Source organism: Streptomyces cyaneofuscatus, assembly GCF_033109485.1.
GTDB classification, from domain to species: Bacteria; Actinomycetota; Actinomycetes; order Streptomycetales; family Streptomycetaceae; genus Streptomyces; species Streptomyces cyaneofuscatus.
In genome coordinates this window covers 5,696,805-5,719,914 of the sequence record NZ_CP137002.1, presented here as the reverse complement: position 1 = coordinate 5,719,914, position 23,110 = coordinate 5,696,805, and the positions used below count along the sequence as shown (strand labels likewise).

The window sequence follows — 23,110 nt, the reverse complement described above, 5'->3', positions numbered from 1 at the left end:
GTTCGACCGCCGGGCAAGGGGTGGGCCGGAGACCCCTCAGGTCATTGCGTGCCCTCGTCCGCCACGCAGAACTCGTTGCCCTGCGGGTCCTGGAGAACATTCCACGCCAGACCGTGCATGGAGTGCTCGCCGATCACCGTCGCCCCCAGCCCCACCAGACGCGCCACCTCCGCCGGGCGGTCGGGGGACGCGAAGTCGACGTGCACCCGGTTCTTGACGGACTTGGGCTCGGGCACCCGCTGGAAGCCGAGGACCAGCGGCGTGGCCGGGACGATGACGAACTCGCCGTAGTCCTGCGTTCCGTCCACCCCCAGCGCGGTGGCCCACCAGGCGGCCAGCGTCTGGGGGTCGGGACAGTCGATCGTGATCATCTCAGGTGAGAAGCGCATGGTCCTCACCGTACGGGCCGCCACTGACAACGGGCCGGGAGCACGGCCGCGCTCCCGGCCCGACCAGGCAGAAGGACCGGTCTCAGTCGAAGATCGGGCCCTGCGTGCGGGTCCGCTTGATCTCGTAGAAGCCCGGGATCGAGGCGACCAGCAGCGTGCCGTCCCAGAGCTTCGCGGCCTCCTCGCCCTTGGGGGCGGGGGTGACGACGGGGCCGAAGAAGGCGACCTGCTCGCCGTCGGCGCCGGGCACGGCGACGACCGGGGTGCCGACCTCCTGGCCGACCTTGTCGATGCCCTCCTGGTGGGAGGCGCGCAGCTCGGTGTCGTAGGTGTCCTTGTCGGCGTACTCCAGCAGGTCCTCGGGCAGGCCGACGTCCTTCAGGGCACCGGCGATGGCCTCGCGGGTGGGGCCCTCGCCGTTGTTGTGGAAGCGGGTGCCGAGGGCCGTGTACAGGGGGCCGACGACCTCGTCGCCGTGGAGCTGCTGGGCGGCGATGACGACCCGGACCGGGCCCCACGCCTTGTTCTCCAGCATGTCCCGGTACTCCTCGGGTACGTCGTCCAGCTTGTCCTCGTTCAGGACGGCGAGGCTCATCACATGCCAGCGGATCTCGATGTCGCGGACCTTCTCGACCTCCAGGATCCAGCGGGAGGTCATCCACGCCCACGGGCAGAGCGGGTCGAACCAGAAGTCGGCCGGGGTCTTGCCGTTCGCGGGGGTGTTCTGGGACATCTCTCTCCTCGGATAAGGCCTGTTGCTGCTGTGGGCGGGAACGCCGCCGAGGGGCCTTCCATTCCCGTGCCTGCCCCGTGCCGACCCCGTACCGGCCACTACGGCCTGACCGGATACCGGCCGCCGGGGACGCGTGCAAGGATCAATGGGTTCGAACACGACACATGACGCGCGTCACGAAGGAGTGCCCGTGCCCGGTGAAAACCTGTCCCGCGACGAGGCCCAGAAGAGGGCCGAGCTGCTGACCGTCGACGGTTACGAGGTCGAGCTCGACCTGCGTTCCGCCGTCGACGGGCCCGAGGGGGCCGACGGGGGCGACGGCGGGGGCGACGGCGACTCCGGTCCGCGTACGTTCCGCTCGCTCACCACGATCCGGTTCCGCTCGGCCCGCGCGGGTGCCTCGACCTTCGCCGACCTGGTGGCGCCGGGTGTGGACGCCGTGACGCTGAACGGGAAGGCCCTCGACCCCGCTGCTGTCTTCGACGGCGCCCGGGTGGCCCTGGACGGCCTCCTGGAGGGCGAGAACGTCCTCGTGGTCGACGCCCGGTGCGCGTACAGCAGGACCGGCGAGGGCATGCACCGCTTCGTCGACCCGGAGGACGGCGAGGTCTACCTCTACACGCAGTACGAGCCGGCCGACGCCCGCCGGGTCTTCGCCAACTTCGAACAGCCCGACCTCAAGGCGCCCTACCGCTTCCAGGTGACCGCCCCCGACGGCTGGCGGGTCTGGTCCAACGGGGCTGAGGAGTCGCACGAGGGCGAGGTGTGGCGGTTCGCGGAGACCAAGCCGATCTCCACGTACATCACGGCCGTCGTCGCCGGTCCGTACCACTACGTGACCGACCACTACAGCCGTACGTTCGAGGACGGCACCACCCTGGAGATCCCGCTCGGCGCGATGTGCCGCAAGGGGCTCGCCAAGCACTTCGACGCGGACGACGTCTTCCTGGTCACCAAGCAGGGCCTGGACTTCTTCCACGACAACTTCGACTATCCGTACCCCTTCGGGAAGTACGACCAGGCCTTCGTGCCGGAGTACAACCTCGGGGCGATGGAGAACCCGGGCATGGTCACCTTCCGCGAGGAGTACATCTTCCGCGGCAAGGTCACCTCGGCGGCCTACGAACGGCGCGCCAACGTCATCCTGCACGAGATGGCGCACATGTGGTTCGGCGACCTCGTCACCATGGAGTGGTGGGACGACCTGTGGCTGAAGGAGTCCTTCGCGGACTTCATGGGCTCCTTCTCGATGGCGGAGGCGACCCGCTTCACCAACGGCTGGATCACCTTCGCCAACAACCGCAAGGCGTGGGCCTACCGCGCCGACCAGCTGCCCTCCACGCACCCCATCACGGCCGACATCCGTGACCTGGAGGACGCCAAGCTGAACTTCGACGGCATCACGTACGCCAAGGGCGCCTCCGTACTGAAGCAGCTCGTGGCGTACGTGGGACGCGACGCCTTCCTTGAGGGCGCGCGGCGCTACTTCAAGAGCCACGCGTACGGCAACACGCGCCTGGGTGACCTTCTTTCGGTGCTGGCGGAGACCTCAGGGCGTGACATGACGGCCTGGTCGCGCTCCTGGCTGCAGACGGCCGGCGTCAACGTGCTGACGCCCGTCGCGTCGTATGACGAGGCCGGGAAGCTGACGGAGATCGTCGTCGTACAGGAGGCCGCGGCCTCCCATCCGGAGCTGCGCCCGCACCGGGTCGCCGTCGGCCTCTACCGGCGTACGCCGGAGGGTGAGCTGACGCGGTACGCCCGGGCCGAGGTGGACGTGGCCGGGGAGCGCACGGTGGTGAAGGAGCTGGCGGGTTCCGAGCGGCCCGATCTGATCCTGGTCAACGACGACGACCTCACGTACTGCAAGGTCCGCTTCGACGAGGGGTCGCTCGCCACCCTCCGCGACCACCTGGGCTCCATCACCGACCCGCTGGCCCGCGCCCTGTGCTGGTCGGCGCTGTGGAACCTCACCCGGGACGCCCTGCTGCCCGCCCGCGACTTCGTCGCGCTGGTGCTGGCGCACGCCGGGCGCGAGAGCGACATCGGCGTCCTCCAGATGCTGCACGCCTGGGCCCAGTCGGCGCTGGTGAACTACGCCGCCCCCGCCTGGCGCGAGGAGGGCGGCCGGGCACTGGCCGAGGGCGCGCTGCGCGAGCTGCGGGGAGCCGAGCCGGGCAGCCAGCACCAGCTGACGTGGGCCCGGTTCTTCGCGGCCGTCGCGGGCTCCGAGGCGGACTTCCAGCTGCTGGGCGGGCTGCTGGACGGCACGGCCCGCATCGACGGGCTGGAGGTCGACCAGGAGCTGCGCTGGGCCTTCCTCTCGCCGCTCGCCTCCCACGGGGTGGCGAACGAGGCGGCGATCGACGCCGAACTGGCCCGCGACGACACGGCGTCCGGCAAGCGCCACCACGTACGGTGCCTGGCCTCGCGCCCCTCGGAGGCGGTCAAGGCGCAGGCGTGGGCGGCTGTCGTGGAGTCGGACAAGCTGTCCAACGCCCTGGTCGAGGCGACGATCGCGGGCTTCGAGCAGCCCTCGCAGCGGGAGCTGCTGGCCCCGTACGCGAGCCGCTACTTCGAGGTGATCGAGCGGGTGTGGGCGGAGCGGTCCATCCAGATCGGCATGCATGTGGTGAAGGGGCTCTTCCCCGCACTCCAGGACAGCCCGGAGACCCTCGCGGCGACCGACGCCTGGCTGACCGAGCACGCGGAGGCCGCTCCGGCGCTGCGCCGGCTGGTCCTTGAGGCCCGGGACGACCTGGCGCGGGTGCTGCGCGGCCAGGAGTGCGACGCTCGGGCGTAGACGGGCGTGGGCGACCCTCAGCGGGCCGTCGCAGGGTTCCCCAGGGGGCGCGCGGGGCAGGTGTGTGCGCGGCGCGAAAGCAGCGCTCGTACACCCGCCCGGCGCGCCCCCTCCCCATTCTCCGCTTGACGGCCCTTTTCGGTCCTCGAACGCCCGTACTTTAGGGCGGTGTTGTCCGGAATTGTCGACGGGCGTGTAACAGGGGTTAGGGCACCCTCGGCCGGCGGGAAATCATCGACCATGACCCAGAACACCCCGCTCTCCCCTCCGTCCCCGCGCCTCCCCCGCCCCCCGCACCACCTCCAGGACGTGACGCACCGCGTCCTGTCCGCGGCCCAGCTCCGCGCACGGGGCGTCTCCGCCGCGCAGACGTCCGCGCACTGCCTGCTCGGCGGCCCCTGGCAGCACCTGCTCCCCGGGGTCTATCTGCTGCACCCGGGCCCGCCCAGCGGCCAGGAGCGGCTGCACGGCGCCCTGTTGTACGCGGGCCGCCCGCCGGTCTCCTCCCGGCGTACGGTCCCGGCGCCCGCGGACACGGGGTTCGGCGAGGCGATGGTGACCGGGCAGGCGGCGCTCGCGCTGTACGGCTTCGCCACGGTGCCGGACCTCGGGGCGCTGCACCGGATCGACGTCCTGGTGCCGCGCACCCGACGGCTGCGCTCGACCCGGTTCGTGGAGGTGGTGCGGGCGACCGTCGCGCCGCCCGTGCCGGTGCGGCTGGCCGGGGTGCCCGTCGCCCCGGTGGAGCGGGCACTGGCCGACGCGGTGGCGGGGCTGGGGGATGCGGAGGAGGTGAGCCGGCTGCTGACCGAGGCCGTGCGGGCCGGGCACAGCGAACCGGCCGCCGTGGTGCGGGAGCTGAGCGCGGCGAAGCTGCTGGGGCGGCCGGCGGTGGCGGGTGCGGTGGAGGCGCTGCTGGCGGCGGGGCGGGCGGTGGCGGAGGAGCGGCTGTACGCGATGGTGCGCGAGCACGGGCTGCCGGAGCCGCTGTGGAACGTGGAGCTGCGGCTGCCGGGCGGGCCGGAGCTGGGCGGGGTCGACGCGTACTGGCCGGATCTCGCCGTCGCCGTCGAGCTGGACACCCGGGCGCCCCGGTCCGGTGCGCCGGAAGAGGGGCGGCGGGGCGGGAACCGGGGCGCGGGACGCGTGGAGGACCCGCAGTGGTCCGCGTACGCCGCCCGGCGGGACCGGCTGGAGCGGCTGGGGGTCACGGTCGTCCACCTCACCCCGAGGAAGCTGCGCGAGGCGATGGACCAGCAGGCCACGGTGGTGCGTACGGCACTGATGGCGGCGAACGACCGGGAGCCGGCCGCGTACCTGGTGGTGCTGCCTCGGTGAGCCGGGGGCGAGGTGTTCCCGGTGCCACTGGTCCGGACCACCAGACGCGTGGTCCGGACCGCAGACCCGGAATCAACCGTTCCAGCAGACGCTTTGGCCTCATTCATCCCGCGTGACGCATCGTCCCCGGTGGCGGATCTATGCCATGTACCTGTCTCGTCTCCGTCAACTCTCCACAAAGCCCTGTCATTTACGACAGGCTGAGCGGTCATCCGGTACCGAATTCCGGACTCTCTCTTTCAATTACAGGGATGCTGATGACCAAGGAATCCCCCAGCTCCATACCCGGGACGAGACGCGCCGCGCGCATAGCGGCCGCGGCCGGCCTGGCTGCCGCCCTCGCGGCCGCCGGCGCCGCGCCGGTGTTCGCCGTCGACGACCCGGCACCGGCACCCGTCAAACCGGCCGCCACGAGCGACCGGGGCGACAAGCTCGGCAAGGCTGACGCCGAGGTTCTGGCCAAGGCCGAGGCCAAGGGCGAGAAGAACGTCACGATGATGGTCGCCACCACCCCGGGGGCGACCGAGCAGGTCACCGAGCAGCTGGACGCCGTCAAGGGCTCCGTGCTCGGCCAGACCTACGACAAGCTCGGGTACGTACGGGCGACGGTGCCGACCGGCACCGCCGAGGCCACCATCGAGGCGGCCTCCAAGCTGAAGTCCGTGCTCGGCATCGATCTCAAGCAGGAGATCAAGCTGGACGACCCGACGCCCTCGGGCGACCGGGCCGCGGGGGCCAAGCAGCTCAAGGCCACGGGCAGTTACACGGCGCCGAACAAGAACACCCCGGCCGTCAACCCGTACAACCCCTCCTTCGAGACGGGTGCGGTCGAGTTCGTCGAGAAGAACCCGACGGCCGACGGCCGCGGGATCACCATCGGTGTCCTGGACTCCGGTGTCGACCTCGGCCACCCGGCGCTGAAGAAGACCACCACCGGCGAGCGCAAGATCGTCGACTGGGTCACCGCCACCGACCCGGTGAGCGACGGCGACGGCACCTGGCTGCAGATGTCGCAGACCGTCACCGGCCCGACGTTCACGGTCGACGGGAAGACCTACTCGGCTCCGGCGGGCAGCTACAAGTTCGCCACCTTCGCCGAGTCGGCCACCACCGGCGGCGACATGGCGGGCGACCTCAACCGCGACGGTGACACCACCGACGTGTGGGGCGTGCTGTACGACGCGGTCAAGGGCACCATCCGGGTGGACCTGAACGCGAACGCGGACTTCTCCGACGACACGGCCCTCAAGCCGTACAAGGACAAGTTCCAGGTCGCGTACTTCGGTGAGGACGACCCGGCCACCAAGGTCGTCGAGCGCATCCCGTTCGTCGTCGAGACCCGTAAGAACGTGGTCTACAACGCCGCGGGCGCCAAGGCCGACTACGTCAACATCGGCGTGATCGAGGGCTCGCACGGCACGCACGTCGCGGGGATCACCGCGGCCAACGGCCTGTTCGGCGGCAAGATGAACGGCGCGGCGCCCGGCGCCAAGGTCGTCTCCTCGCGCGCCTGCACCTGGTCCGGCGGCTGCACCAACATCGCGCTGACCGAGGGCATGATCGACCTCGTCGTCAACCGCGGTGTCGACATCGTCAACATGTCGATCGGCGGCCTGCCGCCGCTGAACGACGGCAACAACGCCCGCGCCGAGCTCTACAAGCGCCTCGTCGACATCTACGGCGTCCAGCTCGTCATCTCGGCCGGCAACAGCGGCCCGGGCCTCAACACCATCGGTGACCCGGCCCTGGCCGACCACGTCATCTCGGTGGGCGCGTCGATCTCCAAGGAGACGTGGGCCGCGAACTACGGCTCCAACGTCACCAAGAAGTACGACCTGCTCCCCTTCTCCTCGCGCGGTCCGCGTGAGGACGGCGGCTTCACGCCGACCATCTCGGCCCCGGGTGCGGCGATCAACACCACCCAGACCTGGTCCGAGGGCGGTCCGGTCAAGGAGGCGGGCTACGCCCTGCCGCCCGGCTACTCGATGCTCCAGGGCACCTCGATGGCCTCGCCGCAGGCCGCCGGTGCGGCGGCCCTGCTGCTCTCCGCCGCGAAGCAGAAGGACCTGGAGCTGCCCCCGGCCGACCTCCGCGTCGCGCTGACCAGCTCGGCGACCCACATCAAGGACGTGCCCGCGCACGCCCAGGGTTCCGGTCTGATCGACATCGTCGGTGCCTGGAAGCTCATCACCAAGAAGGGCAACCCGGCGCACGAGTACAAGGTGAAGGCCCCGGTCGACACCGCGATCGACTTCGCGCTCAAGGACCCGGGCTTCGGCACCGGTCTCTACGACCGTGAGGGCGGGCTCAAGACCGGCGAGACGAAGGTCTACGAGATCACCGTAACCCGTACCACCGGTCCGGACCGCAACGTCCAGCACAAGCTGTCGTGGAAGAACAACGACGGCACCTTCAAGCTGAGCAGCCCCGAGTACGTCTCGCTGCCGCTCGACACCCCGGTGAAGCTGAAGGTCACGGCGAACGCCAAGAAGGCGGGCGTGCACAGCGCCATCCTGGAGCTGGACGACAAGAAGACCGTCGGCATCGACCACCAGGTCCTGTCCACGGTCGTCGTCGCCAACGAGCTGAACGCACCCGGCTACGCTTTCAAGTCGTCGAGCTCGGTGCAGCGCAACGGCACCACCTCGTACTTCATCAACGTGCCGGAGGGCGCCAAGACCCTTGAGGTCGCCCTCAGCGCGCTGCGCTCGGGCAGCCAGACCCGGTTCATCGCCCTGCACCCGTACGGGACGCCGGTCGACCCGACCTCCACGGTCAACTGCTACCCGAACTACGAGAACCCGGCCAACACCTGCCGTCCGGACGTGCGGTCCTACAAGGACCCGTACCCCGGCGTGTGGGAGATCGAGGTCGAGTCGCGCCGTACGTCGCCGCTGCTGGACAACCCGTTCAAGCTGGACGTCTCGCTGCTCGATGCCTCCTTCGACCCGGCGGTGCAGACCATCGCCGAGGCGAAGATCGGCGCTCCGGCCGCGGTGAACTGGAAGGTCACCAACGGCGCGGCGGCTCTTGAGGGCAAGCTCAAGGGCGGCTCGCTGGGCTCGGCCAAGGTCGACAAGCCGTCGATCTCCACCGGCCAGACCCGCCAGACCACGGTCACCATCGGTGCGGGCGTCGAGAAGCTCGACTTCGCCATCGGCGGTACGTCGGACGCCAACGCCGACCTCGACCTGTACGTCCTCCGGGGCGCCACCCAGGTCGGCAGCGGCACCACCGCCGGCTCCGAGGAGAAGGTCAGCCTGGTCAACCCGGCCGCCGGTACGTACACGGTCATCGTCGAGGGCTACTCGGTCCCGTCCGGGTCGACCACCTACGACTACCGCGACGTGTACTACGCGGCCTCGCTCGGCACCCTGAGGGTCGACGCGTCGAAGACCTACAACCTGGCGAACGGCGCCTCGGCGCAGGTCGGCGCCGAGGTCGTGGTCGCCGGTGCGGCTCCCGAGGGGCGGCAGTTCTTCGGTGAGGTCCAGCTGGTCAACGCACGCGGCACCGCCGCGGGCACCGGCAGCGTCGTGATCGAGAAGGTCACGCCGTAACGGACACCGTACGAGCAGCAGCGGGGCGGGCGCTCTCCATGAGCACCCGCCCCGCTGTGCGTGTTCATCGTCACACCGCGGGGAAGGCCACCGCAGATGTTTCCCTTGGCCTGCCCGGCCGATGCAGAATCTGCGGTTCTCGAGCGGGGAGTCCGCAGGTCGGACAATGGATTGGACAAGGCAGGCCCGGACATACACATCATGGAGCGGTAAACGGGCCGCGCGTACGTACAGAGGGAGTCTCAGTGAAGGTCGGAATCGTCGGCGCCACCGGTCAGGTCGGCACAGTCATGCTCAGGATCCTGGCCGAGCGGGACTTCCCCGTCGACGAGCTGCGGCTCTTCGCCTCCGCCCGCTCCGCCGGCTCCACGATCGACTTCAAGGGCTCCGGCGTCACCGTCGAGGACGCCTCCACGGCCGACTACACCGGCCTGGACATCGTGCTGTTCTCCGCCGGTGGCGCGACCTCCAAGGCGCTGGCCGAGAAGGTCGCCGGCCAGGGCGCCGTGGTGATCGACAACTCCTCCGCCTGGCGCAAGGACCCCGAGGTCCCGCTGGTCGTCTCCGAGGTCAACCCGCACGCGGCCCGTGTCCGGCCCAAGGGGATCATCGCCAACCCGAACTGCACCACGATGGCCGCCATGCCCGTGCTGCGCCCGCTGCACGCCGAGGCCGGCCTCGAAGCGCTGACCGTCGCCACCTACCAGGCCGTCTCCGGCTCCGGCGTGGCCGGCGTCGCCGAGCTGCACGGCCAGGCGTCCAAGGTCGTCGCCGAGGCCGAGAAGCTGGCCCACGACGGCGAGGCCGTGGACTTCCCCGAGCCTGCCGTCTACAAGCGCCCGATCGCCTTCAACGTGCTGCCGCTGGCGGGCTCGATCGTGGACGACGGTTCGTTCGAGACGGACGAGGAGCAGAAGCTCCGCAACGAGTCCCGCAAGATCCTGGAGATCCCGGAGCTGAAGGTGTCCGGCACCTGCGTCCGGGTCCCGGTCTTCTCCGGCCACTCGCTCCAGATCAACGCCCGCTTCGCCCGCCCGATCGGCGTCGAGCGCGCCTACGAGCTGCTCAAGGACGCCGAGGGCGTCGAGCTCTCGGAGATCCCGACCCCGCTCCAGGCGGCGGGCAAGGACGCCTCCTTCGTGGGCCGCATCCGGGTCGACGAGACCGTCGACAACGGCCTCGCGCTCTTCGTCTCCAACGACAACCTCCGCAAGGGCGCCGCGCTGAACGCCGTCCAGATCGCGGAGCTGGTGGCGGCCGAGCTGAAGGGCTGACGCGCGACCCTTTTATGCGTACGCGTACGGGAAGGGGCGGCCACCGGATACCACCGGTGGCCGCCCCTTCGTGTGCGTACCTCAGGGCCGCCGCACCTCGAAGTGGAGGCATCCGTACTCCACCGCCCGTACGTGCACCAGCGCCACCTCCGGGTCCGCGAACGCCTCGCCGAACGCCGCGTCGAAGCCCTTCTCCGCCTCGGCCGGGATCTCCAGCAGCCGGCCGCCGACGATGTGCCCGCGCGCGTCGTAGCGGCGCACCGTGCGCAGGGCGCCGGGGCGTGAGAAGGGGTAGCCGGGGCGTGCCGGGGCCGGGCCCGCGCACTCCTCGGCGTGGATGAAGACGGGGCCCTGCTCGTCGTACGCCCCCGGGGCCGCCCCGGTCGCGGCCGCCCAGCGGCGCAGCGGGGCGTAGGAGACCAGGGCGATGCGCTCCCCCGGCTCGCTGCCGCGCAGGCAGCAGCGGAGAGGGGCGCCGGCCCCCGTCTCCGTGTACGGGGCGCAGAGGCGGCCCGCGTCATCGGTGGCGCGGAGCTCGGCGAGGGCGGCGGGGGCGATGGCGCGGGGCTCGTATCCGGTCATGGTTCGAGCCTGGCCCCCGGAGCCGTCCGCGTCCGGCGGAAAACGGACATCGCATTGGGGGCACGGCACGTGGAAGGATGACGGAAACGTCGCATATCAAGTCGCACACCTAGGAGATGACCGCGTGCCTGGCACGAATCTGACCCGCGAAGAGGCACAGGAGCGGGCGCGCCTGCTGACCGTGGACGCGTACGAGATCGATCTCGACCTCTCCGGAGCGCAGGAGGGCGGCACCTACCGGTCCGTGACCACCGTGCGCTTCGACTCCGCGGAGGCCGGTGCGGAGACCTTCATCGACCTGGTCGCCCCGGCCGTCCACGAGGTCGTGCTCAACGGCGAGGCGCTGGACGCCGCCGCCGTGTTCCGCGACTCCCGGATCGCCCTGCCGCAGCTGAGGACGGGCGCCAACGAGCTGAAGGTCGTCGCGGACTGCGCGTACACCAACACCGGTGAGGGCCTGCACCGGTTCGTCGACCCGGTCGACGAGCAGGCCTATCTGTACACCCAGTTCGAGGTGCCGGACGCCCGCCGCGTCTTCGCCTCCTTCGAGCAGCCGGACCTGAAGGCGACCTTCCAGTTCACCGTGAAGGCTCCTTCCGGCTGGACGGTCATCTCGAACTCGCCGACGCCGGAGCCGAAGGACGACGTCTGGACGTTCGAGCCGACGCCGCGCATCTCCACGTACATCACGGCGCTCATCGTCGGCCCGTACCACTCGGTGCACAGCAGCTACGAGAAGGACGGCCAGTCCGTCCCGCTCGGCATCTACTGCCGCCCCTCGCTCGCCGAGTACCTGGACGCGGAGGACATCTTCGCCGTCACCCGGCAGGGCTTCGACTGGTTCCAGGAGAAGTTCGACTACGCGTACCCGTTCGCCAAGTACGACCAGCTCTTCGTCCCGGAGTTCAACGCGGGCGCGATGGAGAACGCGGGCGCGGTCACCATCCGCGACCAGTACGTCTTCCGCTCCAAGGTGACGGACGCGGCGTACGAGGTGCGGGCCGAGACGATTCTGCACGAGCTGGCCCACATGTGGTTCGGCGACCTCGTGACGATGGAGTGGTGGAACGACCTCTGGCTCAACGAGTCGTTCGCCACCTACACCTCGATCGCCTGCCAGGCGGACGCCGAGGGCTCGAAGTGGCCGCACTCCTGGACCACGTTCGCCAACTCCATGAAGACCTGGGCGTACCGGCAGGACCAGCTGCCCTCCACGCACCCGATCATGGCGGACATCAGCGACCTGGACGACGTCCTCGTCAACTTCGACGGCATCACGTACGCCAAGGGCGCCTCCGTCCTCAAGCAGCTCGTGGCGTACGTCGGCAAGGACGCGTTCTTCCAGGGCGTGCAGGCGTACTTCAAGGCGCACGCCTTCGGCAACACCCGCCTCTCCGACCTGCTGGGCGCGCTGGAGAAGACCTCCGGCCGTGACCTGAAGACCTGGTCGAAGGCGTGGCTGGAGACGGCCGGCATCAACATCCTGCGCCCGGAGATCGAGACCGACGCCGACGGTCGCGTCACCTCCTTCACCGTGCTCCAGGAGGCCCCCGCGCTGCCCGCCGGCGCCAAGGGCGAGCCGACGCTGCGCCCGCACCGGATCGCCATCGGCGCGTACGACCTGGACGAGAGCGGCAAGCTCGTCCGGACGGACCGGATCGAGCTGGACGTCGACGGCGAGCGCACCGCCGTGCCGGAGCTGGTGGGCAAGGCCCGCCCGGCGGTCGTCCTGCTCAACGACGACGACCTGTCGTACGCGAAGGTCCGCCTCGACGAGGAGTCGCTGCGGGTCGTCACCGAGCACCTGGGCGACTTCACCGAGTCGCTGCCGCGCGCCCTGTGCTGGGCCTCGGCCTGGGACATGACGCGCGACGGCGAGCTGGCGACCCGCGACTACCTCTCGCTGGTGCTCTCCGGCATCGGCAAGGAGTCGGACATCGGCGTCGTCCAGTCGCTGCACCGCCAGCTGAAGCTGGCCCTGGACCTGTACGCGGCCCCGGAGTCCCGTGAGTCCGTGCTCAACCAGTGGACGGAGGCGACGCTCGCGCACCTGCGGGCGGCGGAGCCGGGCAGCGACCACCAGCTGGCGTGGGCCCGTGCCTTCGCGGCGACGGCCCGCAACCCGCAGCAGCTGGACCTGCTCCAGTCGCTGCTGGACGGTACGGAGTCGATCGAGGGCCTGACCGTCGACACCGAGCTGCGCTGGGCGTTCGTGCAGCGGCTCGCGGCCGTCGGCCTGCTCGACGAGGAGGAGATCGCCGCCGAGTACGAGCGCGACCGGACGGCGGCGGGCGAGCGCCACGCGGCCACCGCCCGGGCCTCGCAGCCCTCGGAGGAGGCCAAGGCGGAGGCGTGGGCCTCGGTCGTGGAGTCGGGCGAGCTGCCCAACTCGCTCCAGGAGGCGGTCATCACCGGCTTCGTCCAGGCGGACCAGCGCGAGCTGCTGGCCCCGTACACGGAGAAGTACTTCGCCTCGGTGAAGGAGGTCTCGGACTCGCGCAGCCACGAGATGGCCCAGCAGATCATCGTGGGCCTCTACCCGGCCCTCCAGGTCTCCCAGGAGACCCTGGACGCCACGGACGCGTGGCTGGCCTCGGCCGAGCCGAGCGCGGCCCTGCGCCGGACGATGTCGGAGTCGCGGTCGGGCGTGGAGCGCGCGCTGAAGGCCCAGGCGGCGGACGCGGCGGCGGCCACCGCGTAGTCGCTTTTCGTACGCGCCCGGGGGCGCTCTCTCCGCTGCGGCGGAGGGGGCGCCCCTTCGGCGTACGCCCGGGTCTCTTCGGCGTACGCCAAGGTCTCTTCGGCGTACGCCCGCGTGCGGGCCCGTACCCCGTGGCCTAGCGTGCGAGACGTACGCCGTACGCAACCGGAGGGTCGATGCCCGGCTTCGCCGCTGTCCCGGTCGCGCTGGCCCTGTGCGCGGGGCTGCTGACGGGCCCGGCCGTCGCGGAGCCCCGCACCGACTGCCGCACGGGCCCGGCGGGCTGCTACGGCCTCTACACGTACGGGTACAGCCTCGGGCTGCACCCCTTCACCAGCCCGCACGCGGTCCGGGCCCAGCTGACCGACCACTTCTGGCTCTTCCCGGTGAGCGGCGGCTGCGCGGGCCGGATCCGGGCGGGCGCGCGGTGCGAGCTGCTGGGCGGCAACCCGGTGGAGGTCGAGTACATCGGGAACGACTTCTTCCAGATCAACACGCTGCCGGGGCACCAGCTGGGCCGGGGCATGCACATCCGCTTCGCGTTCTCGCGGACGCTCGGCTTCCACACCCTGACCGTCCGCGCCTGGCAGGACCGGCCCACCGACTGCACGGGCGAGGCCTTCTGCAACACGGTGAACCGGGTGTTCGCCTGGGGCACCTGGCGGGTGCTGGCCCAGACGCTGCGGATCTCCGCGTACGCCGCCTGAGCCGCGCGGGCCGTTGGAAACCGCCCGGCGGGCGGGCGCAGGAGCGCAGCCGTCCGCCGGGCGGTAGCAGGGGGCACTACGAGGCGGACTCCTCGTAGCGGCGGGTGAGCTCGGCCGTGCCGGACTCCGTGAAGCCGCCGTGCAGCCGCATCCGGGCCACCCCGCCGTCGGGGAAGGCGTCGAGGCGGACGTGGGTGACGACGGCCTGGGCGCGCAGCACGAAGCGGTGCAGGGTGTCGGGCTGGAGGCGGGTGCGCGGGATGATCTCGAACCATTCGCCGGTGTCGCCGTTGCGGCCCTGGAGGGCGATCCAGCCGGCGGAGTTGCCCTTGAGGTAGGCGGTGTCGATCTCGACCGCGCGGACCGCGCCCTGGGCCGGGAGGCGGAAGCGGACCCAGTCGTTGGTGTCGCGGACCCGGCGGCGGCGGTTCTCCCAGCCGTCGTCCATCTTGCGGGAGGTGCCCGGCAGGATGATCTGGGTGGGCGAGGAGTAGAACCGGTCGGAGGCGTCCTCGTAGGTACCGCCGTTGAGCACCGAGATCAGGTCGACCGTGCCGAGCGCGGCGATCCAGGCCGGGTCGGGGACGACCTCTCCGTGCACGCGGAGGCGGGCTATGCCGCCGTCGGGGTGCTGGCAGAGGCGCAGGTGGGTGTAGCGGCGGCCGCCGGTGATCTCGAAGGCGTTGGCCGCGTGCCCGCGTACGGGGGTGGGCGGAAGGATCTCCTCCCACTTCACGTCGTCGGCGAGCAGCTCCTCGGGGCTCGGGGCGCCCTCCACGGCGGTGGCCTGCACCGACACGCGCTGGGGGTAGTTGCCGCGGAAGTGGGCGGTGTCCACGATCAGGCCGCGCACGATGCCGGGGGCGCCGAGACGGACCATCGCCCAGTCGTGGTCCTCGGGGGCCGGGAAGGGATGCTCGGCGTCGGCGCCACGGCGGCGGCGGGTCTCCCAGCCGTCCATGATCTTGCCCTTGTGGCCGAAGTGCTCGGGGTCGAAGACCGCGCGCTCGCGCAGGAGGAGGTTCTCACGCTCGGCGAAGAACTCGTCGTTGGCGGCGATCACTCCCGCGCCGAGGCGGCGGTCGGCGAGGTCGACCAGCTCGGTGAAGGGGAGGTCGCCCGCCTCGCGGTAGTCGGCGTACGGGTCGCCGCCGCCGTAGGGCGCGGCGTCATTGGCGTGGGGGTCGGTGTCGGAGTTCTGGAATGTGGTCTCGCTCGCGTCGAAGGTCATGCCCCTACCTTCGCGCCGACCGACCCGTCAGGTCCATCGAAAGTTTTCGCAGATACCGTTCAGCTCAGCTGAAAGATCGGGCGGTCTCGGTGAGTGCCGCGAGCACCCTCGCCACCGCCGGGCCGCTCTCCGCCCCGTGCCGGACCGCCGCCACCACGTGGCGGCGCGGCTGGTCCGCCTCCAGGACCCGCATCACCACCCCTTCGCGCCGCTGCTCCCGGGAGGCCATCCGGGGGACGAGCGCGATGCCCATGCCCGCCTCGACCAGCGCGAGGATCGCGGTCCACCCGGCGGCGCTGTGGGCCTGCTCGGGGACGAAGCCGGCCGCCTCGCAAGCCGCCGTGGTGATCTCGGACCAGGGGCCCGAGCCGCCGAAGATCCAGCGGTCGGCGGCCAGGTCGGCGAGGCGCAGCGCGGGGGCGTCGGCGAGTGGGTGACCGGCCGGGAGCGCCACGTCCAGCGGGTCGGCGAGCAGCGGGAAGAGGGAGAAGCGGGGGTCGCGGGCGGTCGGGGCGTGGGCGGCCAGCGAGAGGGCCAGGTCCACCTCCCCCGCGGTGAGCAGCTCGTACGCCTGGGCCGCCTCGGCCTCCCGTACGCGTACGTCGGGTCCCGGGCGGTCCTCGGCGCGCAGCAGCCGCACGGCGGGGACCACGAGGGCGGGTACGGCGGTGGAGAAGGCGCCGACCCTGACCTCGCCGGCCTCGCCGCGCAGATAGCCGGTGAGTTCGGCGTCCGCCCGCTCCAGCTGGGCGAAGACCGCCTCGGCGTGGCGCAGGACGAGGTGGGCGGCGTCCGTGAGGCGGACGCGGCGGCCCTGGGGCTCCAGGAGCTCCACGCCGAGTTGCTTGGCCAGGTTGGTGAGCTGCTGGGAGACGGCGGAGGGGGTCATCAGGAGCGCCTCGGCGGTCGCCGTCACCGTGCCCCGGTCGCGCAGGGTGCGCAGGATGCGGAGCTTCTTGACGTCCCACTCGGTCATGGCCGCAACCTACCGGGGTGCCGTATGTGCCGTCCGGCGCCTTCCGCCGCCGGACGTACGGATGCGCGGTGCGGGCGTACAGATGCGCCGTGCGGACATGCAGATGCGCCGCGCGGTAGCTCCTACCGGCGGCGCATCCTTCGTACGGGTGCGGGTCAGACCTGCTTCTTGGACTTGTCCAGGACCATGACCAGGGCCGTGATCACCAGGAACAGCCCGATGGGCGCGATGACGTAGAGACCGATGGTCTCCATCGCGCTGAGGCCCGGACCCGGGTCGTCACCGTCGTCGCGGGTGAGCGCGAGAGCCGGGGCCGACATGAGCAGCATCATCAGCGTCGTCCCGGCCGCAACGACGCCGGCGCGCATTCCGTTCTTCTTGTCCACGGTGCCAACGTAGCGAACGCCTAGGCGGGGCGCTCGCCCGGGGGTGCCGTACGGGCCTTCGGCGGCCGCAGGACCTCCATCAGGCCGTGCAGCCGGGGCGAGGCGGCGATCTCCTCCAGGGTGACCGGATGGCCCTCCGGGTCGGCGATGGGCAGCCGCCAGTTGGGGTACTGGTCCCAGGTGCCGGGGAGGTTCTGCGGGCGGCGGTCGCCCACCGTGTCGGGGAGCCAGACGCCGGTCATCCGGGCGGGGGTGGCGCGCAGGAAGCGGTGGACGGCGCGGACGGCCGCCTCCTCGTTGCCGTCGCCCTCGGGGAGCATCCGCAGCCGGGCGAGGAGGGCAAGCCACTCCGCCGTACCGGTGACGTCCTCGGTGAGCTCCTCCTCCAGGGGGCGGGTGAGCAGGCCGAGGCGGTGCCGGAGCGTCACATGGTCGCCGGTCAGCCGGGCGGCGGTGGAGGGCAGGTCGTGGGTGGTGGCGGTGGCGAGGCAGTCCCGCCGCCACTTCTCGGGGGCCAGCGGGCGGCCGTCGCCGTCCCAGTCGCGCTCGAACCAGAGCACGGAGGTGCCGAGCACCCCGCGCCGGGCGAGCGCCTCGCGGACGCCGGGCTCGACGGTGCCGAGGTCCTCGCCGACGACGACGGAACCGGCCCGGTGGGCCTCCAGGACGAGGACGGCGAGCATGGCCTCGGCGTCGTACGTGACGTACGTACCATCGGTGGGCGGTCTGCCCTCCGGCACCCACCAGAGCCGGAAGAGGCCCATGACGTGGTCGATGCGCAGGGCGCCCGCGTGGGCCAGCAGCCCGCGCAGCAGGCCCCGGAAGGCGGCGTAACCGGTGGCGGCGAGGGCGTCGGGGCGCCAGGGCGGCAGACCCCAGTCCTGGCCGCGCGCGTTGAAGGCGTCCGGGGGCGCACCGACGGACATGCCGTGGGCGAAGGCGTCCTGCCGGGCCCAGGTGTCGGCGCCCGCCGGGTGCACGCCGACGGCCAGGTCGTGGACGATCCCGACCTCCATCCCGGCGTCCTCGGCGGCCCGCTGGGCGTCGGCGAGCTGGGTGGCGGTCAGCCAGGCGAGGCGGCAGTGCAGGTCGACCCGGTCCAGCAACTCGGAGCGGGCGCGGGCGGTCCCCGGGGAGCGGGGGTCGCGCAGGGGCTCGGGCCAGGCGTGCCAGTCGGGGCCGTGCACCTCGGCGAGCGCGCACCACAGGGCGTGGTCCTCCAGCGCCTGGCCCTGCTCGGCCAGGAAGTCGCAGTAGGCGGCGCGGCGGCCGGGGGTGAGGGGCACCTGGGCGATCAGCTCCAGGGCCTGCCGTTTCAGCTCCCAGACGGCGTCCCGGTCGATCAGGGCGCCCTTGTTGAGGACGGCCTCGCTGAGGGCGGCGGCGTCCTGGCGGAGGTCGTCCAGGGTGGCCCGGTCGTGGACGTGCCCGTACTCCGGGACGGACTCGACGTGCAGGTGCACGGGGTCGGGGAAGCGGCGCGAGGAGGGGCGGTACGGGGAGGGGTCGGTGGGCTTCCCGGGGACGGCCGCGTGCAGGGGGTTGACCTGGATGAACCCGGAGCCGAGGGTGCGCCCGGCCCAGGCGGCGAGGTCGGCCAGGTCGCCGAGGTCGCCCATGCCCCAGGAGCGGGCGGAGAGCAGGGAGTAGAGCTGGACCAGGAAGCCGTGGGTGCGCTCGGGCGGCTGCGGGACCCGGGCCGGGGCGACGACCAGGGTGGCGGTGGCCTCGTGGTGGTCGGGCGCCCGGACATGGACGCGGTGGACACCGTACGGGGGCTGGGTCCAGCCGGGCGGGAGCTCGGCCGCCGGGTCCGGGGCGGCCTCCGCGGCCTCCGCGGCTCCCGAGGCCTCCGCGGCCCCCGGCAGCTTCCAGGACGAGGCGGCCTCCGGGACCTTCCAGGAGGTGGCGGGCGCGGGGGGCCCGCCGGCCGGCTCCGGCTCGACCGTGACGGTCGAGCCGGGCGGCAGCGCGGTCAGCGCGGGCGGTAGCGGCTCACCGGCCCAGACCACCACGGTGGGCGGCAGCAGGCGCGAGCGGGACTCCGCGGCGACGAGTGACCTCCGTACGTCCTCCGGGGTGCCGGCGTCCACGCCCAGCGCGGCGAGCACGGCGATGACCGTGTCGTCGGGGACGGACACCGTGACATCCGGGGACGGGGAGTAGGAGGTGGCGACACCGTGCAGTGCGGCGAGCCGGGACAAGCCCATTCAGACTCCTGGGAACTCCATGCCCCCTGCGGTGCCGGGTGCGGTCGGCTCGCTGGTCAGAGGGGCGACGGCGGCGAGCGGAGGCTCGCTCGTGAGCGGGGTGGCATCGGCGAGCGGGGGCTCGCTGGTCAGCGGTGCGGCGTCGGGGTAGGGGGATTCACCGAGCAGGAGGGAGATGTCGGCGAGCGGCGGCCCGCTGATCAGGTGGGCGACATCGTCGAGGGGAAGTCGGCTGGTGAGCGGTGCGGGATCGGCTTGGGCGGGTACCTGTTTGGAGAGGGCGGAGAGCAGAAGCTGCGCGGATGCGGGCATGGTGGCCTCCTGGCCGTGGAGAACAGGACACAGCAGGCCTACCCAGGCCTCGCGTGCGCAGACCTCGACGTGACGTACACGTCATGTCCAGGCAGATACCACGCACGCATCAGAACAACGAGCCAACGTGCCGTGAGTCACATTCCGTTCCCCAGTACGGCAGGTATGGGCCGTTTTCAGCCATCCCCGTCAGCCACACGCGTCCCACCAGGCACGAAGGTGTCACTATTCCCGGCAAATCCGACAGAACAGCCAGCTGCATTGACACCCTCGCGCCCGGGTGGTGGGCTCGGACCCCACTCAGGCCTTTCGAGGGAGCGCGACGTGCGGTTCGGGCGCAGAAAGCAGGCCACGGCCGTGGCCGTCGCCGTGATCGGTGGGCTGCTGAGCCCCTTCGCACCGACCGCGACCGCCGCCCCCGCCGACCCCGGCAAACCCCCCGCCACCTCGCCCGACCGCGCCGACAGCGCGCAGCCGCCCGCCGTGTGGCCCCGGCCGCAGAGCATCAGGGCCACCGGCCCCGCCGTGCCGCTCGGCCGTGAGGCCACCGTCGTCGCCGCGCCGGACGCCGATCCGTACGCCGTCGAGGAGCTCCGCTCCCTCCTCCGCGCGGCCGGAGTCACGACCGTCCACGAGAGCCTGCCGGGACGCGGGCCCCTGATCCGGATCGGCGGCCCGGGCGCCGGGGAGGCGCTGCGGGCGCTGCGCGCACCCGACCGCGCCGACCTGCCCACCGGGGGCTACCGGATCGCCTCCGGCCAGGTTGCCGGGCGCGCCACCGTGGCCCTGGACGGGCTCGGCGAGGACGGCCTGTTCCATGCGGTCCAGACGCTGCGGCAGCTGGTGCGCGGCGGCTCGGTGGCCGGGGTCGTGGTGCGGGACTGGCCGGGCACGGCCGTACGCGGCATGGCCGAGGGGTTCTACGGGCAGCCCTGGACCCAGGAGGAGCGGCTCGCGCAGCTCGCCTTCATGGGCCGCACCAAGCAGAACCGGTACCTCTACGCGGCGGGCAACGACCCCTACCGGCTGGCCCGGTGGCGTGAGCCGTACCCGGCCCTGAAGCGCGCCGACTTCCGGGAGCTGGCGCGGAAGGCCGAGGCCGAGCATGTGACGCTCGGCTGGGCGGTCTCCCCGGGGCAGGCCATGTGCATGGCGTCCGACCAGGACGTCCGGGCGCTGACCAAGAAGATCGACGCGATGTGGGCGCTGGGGGTGCGGGTCTTCCAGCTCCAGTTCCAGGACGTCAGCTACAGCGAGTGGCACTGCGACCTGGACGCCGAGACGTTCGGCAGCGGCCCCAAGGCGGCGGCCCGCGCGCAGGCGAGGGTGGCCGGGGCGGTCGCCCGGCATCTGGAGGAGCGCCATCCGGACGCGGCGCCGCTGTCGGTGCTGCCGACGGAGTTCTACCAGGACGGGGCGACCGACTACCGCACGGCGCTCGCCGCCGAGCTGGACGACCGGGTGCAGGTGGCCTGGACCGGCGTCGGGGTCGTACCGAAGAAGATCACCGGGGGTGAGCTGTCCGGGGCGCGAAACGCGTTCCGCCACCCGCTGGTGACGATGGACAACTACCCGGTCAACGACTACGCCCAGGACCGGATCTTCCTGGGGCCGTACACCGGCCGGGACCCTGCGGTGGCGAGCGGTTCGGCGGCGCTGCTGGCCAACGCGATGGAGCAGGCGGCCGCCTCCCGCATCCCGCTGTTCACCGCCGCCGACTTCGCCTGGAACCCGAAGGGGTACCGCGCGGACGAGTCCTGGCAGGCGGCGATCGACGATCTGGCGGGCGGCGACGCGGGGACCCGGGAGGCGCTGCGGGCACTGGCGGGCAACAGCGCGGACTCCGTGCTCGGCTCGGCGGAGTCCGCCTACCTCCAGCCCCTGTTCGCCGCGTTCTGGCAGTCCCGGGCGGCCGCCGCGCCGGTACGCGACCGGGCGGCGCGCGAGCTGCGGGCGGCCTTCACCGTGATGCGGCAGACCCCCGACCGGCTCGCCACCCCCGCCGAGGGGCGCCTCGCCGACGAGGTGCGGCCCTGGACCGAGCAGCTGGCCCGCTACGGCCACGCCGGTGAGCTCGTCGTGGACCTGCTCCAGGCCCAGGCGGCCGGCGACGGGGCGGCCGCCTGGCGGGAGCAGCTGGCGCTGGAGCCGCTGCGCCAGGAGATCGCGGCGGCCAGGGCCACGGTCGGCAAGGGGGTGCTCGACCCCTTCCTGGACCGGGCGGAGAAGACCGCCGACGGCTTCAACGGCGTGGACCGGTCCAGCGGCCGGGTCACCAAGGACGCGCACAGCTACACGGTCCGGCTGGACCGGGCCCGCCCGGTGGAGGCCGTGACGGCGCTCGCCGAGCCCGGACCCGACCTGACCGGCGCGGTCGTGGAGGCCCATGTGCCGGGCGAGGGCTGGCGGGCGCTGGGGCGGCTGTCCCCGACCGGCTGGACCCAGACCGCCGCGAAGGGGCTGCGCGCGGACGCCGTACGGGTCACGGTGCCCGAGGCGGCCCGGACCACGCCCCCGTCGTACCTGAGCCCCAGCCTGCCGCCGGCCCCCGCGATCCCGGCGGGGACCCCGAAGCTGCGCGCGCTGGTGCCGTGGTTCGGGGACGAGCCGGACGCGGTGCTCGACCTGGCGCACGGCGAGACGGACGCGGAGATCGGCGGTGAGCCGCAGCGGGTGGCGGCGCGGCTGGCCGGGCGGCGTCCGGCCGAGGTGAAGGGCAAGCTCACGGCGAAGGCGCCGAAGGGCATCGAGGTGCGGGTCCCGAAGCAGACGACGGTGCCGCGCGGCTCCCGTACCGAGGTGCCGGTGGACATCACCGTTCCGGCGGACACCCCGGCGGGTGAGTACGAGGTGCCGCTGGCCTTCGGCGGCCAGGAGTCCACGCTGACCGTGCGGGCCTTCCCGCGTACGGGCGGCCCGGATCTGGTGCGTACGGCCACGGCCTCCTCCTCCGCCGACGAGACCCCGGACTTCCCGGCGTCCGCCGCCTCGGACGGCGATCCGGAGACCCGGTGGTCCTCACCCGCGGAGGACGGCGCGTGGTGGCAGGCCGAGCTCCCGCAGCCGGTGCGGCTGGGGCAGGTGGTGCTGTCCTGGCAGGACGCGTACGCCGCCGGCTACCGCATACAGACCTCCGCCGACGGCCGCACCTGGCGCACCGCGGCGACCGTCCGGGAGGGCCGGGGCGGTCGCGAGTCGGTGCGGATGGACGCGAAGGACACCCGGTTCATCCGGGTGCAGGGCGATGCCCGGGCGACGCAGTACGGCTACTCGCTGTGGTCGGTGGAGGCGTACGCGGTAGCGGAGTGACGTTCTGGACAGGGACGACGAAGGCCCGGTCTCAGGCGGAGACGCCGTCGATCCGGGCCATCACGTCGTCCGCGCCGAACGGTTGCAAGTACGGCAGCCAGCGCGGGTCGCGGTGTCCGGTCCCGATGATCCGCCAGGCCAGGCCGGTCGGCGGGGCGGGCTGGTGGCGCAGCCGCCAGCCGAGCTCGGGGAGGTGGCGGTCGGCCTTGACGTGGTTGCAGCGGCGGCAGGCCGCCACCACGTTGTCCCACGCGTGCTGTCCACCGCGGCTGCGCGGGATCACGTGGTCGACGCTGGTCGCGGCGGCCCCGCAGTACATGCAGCGCCCCCCGTCCCGGGCGAACAGCGCCCGGCGCGTCAGGGGAACGGGCCCCCGGTAGGGGACCCGGACGAAACGCTTGAGCCGGACCACGCTGGGCGCGGGCACGGCGGCGGTGGCACTGTGCAGGAAGGCGCCGGTCTCCTCAAGGCAGATCGCCTTGTTTTCGAGGACGAGGACGAGCGCGCGGCGGAGCGGTACGACGCCGAGCGGCTCGTACGACGCGTTGAGAACCAGGACGTGCGGCACGGTGGATGCCTCCTTGTACGCCGGCGGCGCG

The 23,110-nt window shown here is 72.3% G+C and carries 16 protein-coding genes; 7 read left to right on the top strand and 9 right to left on the bottom strand.

Annotated elements, in window-relative coordinates:
• Nucleotides 1-41: 41 nt before the first annotated feature.
• Both R2B67_RS25060 and R2B67_RS25055 read right to left on the bottom strand, forming a co-directional pair.
• Nucleotides 42-389 carry a VOC family protein gene (locus R2B67_RS25060; RefSeq protein WP_018511454.1) on the bottom strand — a complete coding sequence of 116 codons (348 nt, stop codon included), beginning with the start codon at nucleotides 387-389 and terminating at the stop codon, nucleotides 42-44.
• Between the two features lie 82 nt (nucleotides 390-471).
• The gene (locus tag R2B67_RS25055) at nucleotides 472-1,122 is read right to left on the bottom strand and encodes a mycothiol-dependent nitroreductase Rv2466c family protein (RefSeq protein WP_018511453.1); all 651 of its coding nucleotides are present in this window, start codon (nucleotides 1,120-1,122) and stop codon (nucleotides 472-474) included.
• Nucleotides 1,123-1,312: 190 nt separating this feature from the next.
• Here R2B67_RS25055 and pepN (R2B67_RS25050) point away from each other — a divergent pair, with 190 nt between their 5' ends.
• The 4 genes from pepN (R2B67_RS25050) (at nucleotide 1,313) to R2B67_RS25035 (ending at nucleotide 10,097) form a co-directional block, all read left to right on the top strand.
• Complete coding sequence (gene pepN / locus R2B67_RS25050) at nucleotides 1,313-3,925, top strand: aminopeptidase N (protein WP_317821208.1); 2,613 nt, start codon at nucleotides 1,313-1,315, stop codon at nucleotides 3,923-3,925.
• Nucleotides 3,926-4,165: 240 nt separating this feature from the next.
• On the top strand, nucleotides 4,166-5,263 hold the full coding sequence (locus R2B67_RS25045; protein WP_317821206.1) for a hypothetical protein: 1,098 nt from the start codon (nucleotides 4,166-4,168) through the stop codon (nucleotides 5,261-5,263).
• 251 nt (nucleotides 5,264-5,514) lie between these two features.
• The gene (locus R2B67_RS25040; protein WP_317821205.1) at nucleotides 5,515-8,823 is read left to right on the top strand and encodes a S8 family serine peptidase; all 3,309 of its coding nucleotides are present in this window, start codon (nucleotides 5,515-5,517) and stop codon (nucleotides 8,821-8,823) included.
• A 245-nt stretch (nucleotides 8,824-9,068) separates the two neighbouring features.
• Entirely contained in the window at nucleotides 9,069-10,097 is a 1,029-nt protein-coding gene (locus tag R2B67_RS25035) for an aspartate-semialdehyde dehydrogenase (protein WP_237325877.1), read from the top strand.
• Between the two features lie 81 nt (nucleotides 10,098-10,178).
• Here the strand turns inward: R2B67_RS25035 and R2B67_RS25030 are convergent, their stop codons facing one another.
• Nucleotides 10,179-10,679 carry a DUF1203 domain-containing protein gene (locus tag R2B67_RS25030; protein WP_317821202.1) on the bottom strand — a complete coding sequence of 167 codons (501 nt, stop codon included), beginning with the start codon at nucleotides 10,677-10,679 and terminating at the stop codon, nucleotides 10,179-10,181.
• Nucleotides 10,680-10,803: 124 nt separating this feature from the next.
• Here R2B67_RS25030 and pepN (R2B67_RS25025) point away from each other — a divergent pair, with 124 nt between their 5' ends.
• Both pepN (R2B67_RS25025) and R2B67_RS25020 read left to right on the top strand, forming a co-directional pair.
• Nucleotides 10,804-13,380: an aminopeptidase N gene (gene pepN, locus R2B67_RS25025; protein ID WP_317821201.1), complete on the top strand. Its 2,577-nt coding sequence runs from the start codon at nucleotides 10,804-10,806 to the stop codon at nucleotides 13,378-13,380.
• A 176-nt stretch (nucleotides 13,381-13,556) separates the two neighbouring features.
• Nucleotides 13,557-14,087 (top strand): hypothetical protein, encoded by a 531-nt coding sequence (locus R2B67_RS25020; protein WP_317821200.1) that lies wholly within the window; start codon nucleotides 13,557-13,559, stop codon nucleotides 14,085-14,087.
• 76 nt (nucleotides 14,088-14,163) lie between these two features.
• On the opposite strand, the gene alc is transcribed toward R2B67_RS25020, so the two are convergent.
• The 5 genes from alc to R2B67_RS24995 form a co-directional block, all read right to left on the bottom strand.
• The gene (alc, locus tag R2B67_RS25015) at nucleotides 14,164-15,318 is read right to left on the bottom strand and encodes an allantoicase (protein WP_317821198.1); all 1,155 of its coding nucleotides are present in this window, start codon (nucleotides 15,316-15,318) and stop codon (nucleotides 14,164-14,166) included.
• 64 nt (nucleotides 15,319-15,382) lie between these two features.
• The gene (locus R2B67_RS25010; RefSeq protein ID WP_317821197.1) at nucleotides 15,383-16,294 is read right to left on the bottom strand and encodes a LysR family transcriptional regulator; all 912 of its coding nucleotides are present in this window, start codon (nucleotides 16,292-16,294) and stop codon (nucleotides 15,383-15,385) included.
• A 155-nt stretch (nucleotides 16,295-16,449) separates the two neighbouring features.
• Nucleotides 16,450-16,662, bottom strand: coding sequence for a hypothetical protein (locus tag R2B67_RS25005; protein WP_435807911.1), 213 nt, complete (start codon nucleotides 16,660-16,662; stop codon nucleotides 16,450-16,452).
• A gap of 38 nt (nucleotides 16,663-16,700) precedes the next feature.
• Entirely contained in the window at nucleotides 16,701-18,890 is a 2,190-nt protein-coding gene (gene malQ / locus R2B67_RS25000) for a 4-alpha-glucanotransferase (RefSeq protein WP_317821196.1), read from the bottom strand.
• On the bottom strand, nucleotides 18,891-19,202 hold the full coding sequence (locus R2B67_RS24995) for a hypothetical protein (protein ID WP_317821194.1): 312 nt from the start codon (nucleotides 19,200-19,202) through the stop codon (nucleotides 18,891-18,893).
• Between the two features lie 324 nt (nucleotides 19,203-19,526).
• On the opposite strand from R2B67_RS24995, the gene R2B67_RS24990 reads away from it, so the two are divergent.
• Nucleotides 19,527-22,511, top strand: a complete 2,985-nt coding sequence (locus R2B67_RS24990) for a glycoside hydrolase family 84 protein (RefSeq protein ID WP_317821192.1) — start codon at nucleotides 19,527-19,529, stop codon at nucleotides 22,509-22,511.
• A gap of 31 nt (nucleotides 22,512-22,542) precedes the next feature.
• On the opposite strand, the gene R2B67_RS24985 is transcribed toward R2B67_RS24990, so the two are convergent.
• Nucleotides 22,543-23,079: an HNH endonuclease gene (locus R2B67_RS24985; protein ID WP_018511439.1), complete on the bottom strand. Its 537-nt coding sequence runs from the start codon at nucleotides 23,077-23,079 to the stop codon at nucleotides 22,543-22,545.
• Nucleotides 23,080-23,110 lie beyond the last annotated feature (31 nt).

Excerpts from the sequence above, each read along its gene's own strand:
- R2B67_RS25060 (WP_018511454.1), bottom strand. The coding sequence starts at position 389 with ATGCGCTTCTCACCTGAGATGATCACGATCGACTGTCCCGACCCCCAG.
- R2B67_RS25055 (WP_018511453.1), bottom strand. The coding sequence starts at position 1,122 with ATGTCCCAGAACACCCCCGCGAACGGCAAGACCCCGGCCGACTTCTGG.
- R2B67_RS25045 (WP_317821206.1), top strand. The coding sequence starts at position 4,166 with ATGACCCAGAACACCCCGCTCTCCCCTCCGTCCCCGCGCCTCCCCCGC.
- R2B67_RS25040 (WP_317821205.1), top strand. The coding sequence starts at position 5,515 with ATGCTGATGACCAAGGAATCCCCCAGCTCCATACCCGGGACGAGACGC.
- R2B67_RS25030 (WP_317821202.1), bottom strand. The coding sequence starts at position 10,679 with ATGACCGGATACGAGCCCCGCGCCATCGCCCCCGCCGCCCTCGCCGAG.
- R2B67_RS25020 (WP_317821200.1), top strand. The coding sequence starts at position 13,557 with ATGCCCGGCTTCGCCGCTGTCCCGGTCGCGCTGGCCCTGTGCGCGGGG.
- alc (WP_317821198.1), bottom strand. The coding sequence starts at position 15,318 with ATGACCTTCGACGCGAGCGAGACCACATTCCAGAACTCCGACACCGAC.
- R2B67_RS25010 (WP_317821197.1), bottom strand. The coding sequence starts at position 16,294 with ATGACCGAGTGGGACGTCAAGAAGCTCCGCATCCTGCGCACCCTGCGC.
- R2B67_RS25005 (WP_435807911.1), bottom strand. The coding sequence starts at position 16,662 with ATGCGCGCCGGCGTCGTTGCGGCCGGGACGACGCTGATGATGCTGCTC.
- malQ (WP_317821196.1), bottom strand. The coding sequence starts at position 18,890 with ATGGGCTTGTCCCGGCTCGCCGCACTGCACGGTGTCGCCACCTCCTAC.
- R2B67_RS24995 (WP_317821194.1), bottom strand. The coding sequence starts at position 19,202 with ATGCCCGCATCCGCGCAGCTTCTGCTCTCCGCCCTCTCCAAACAGGTA.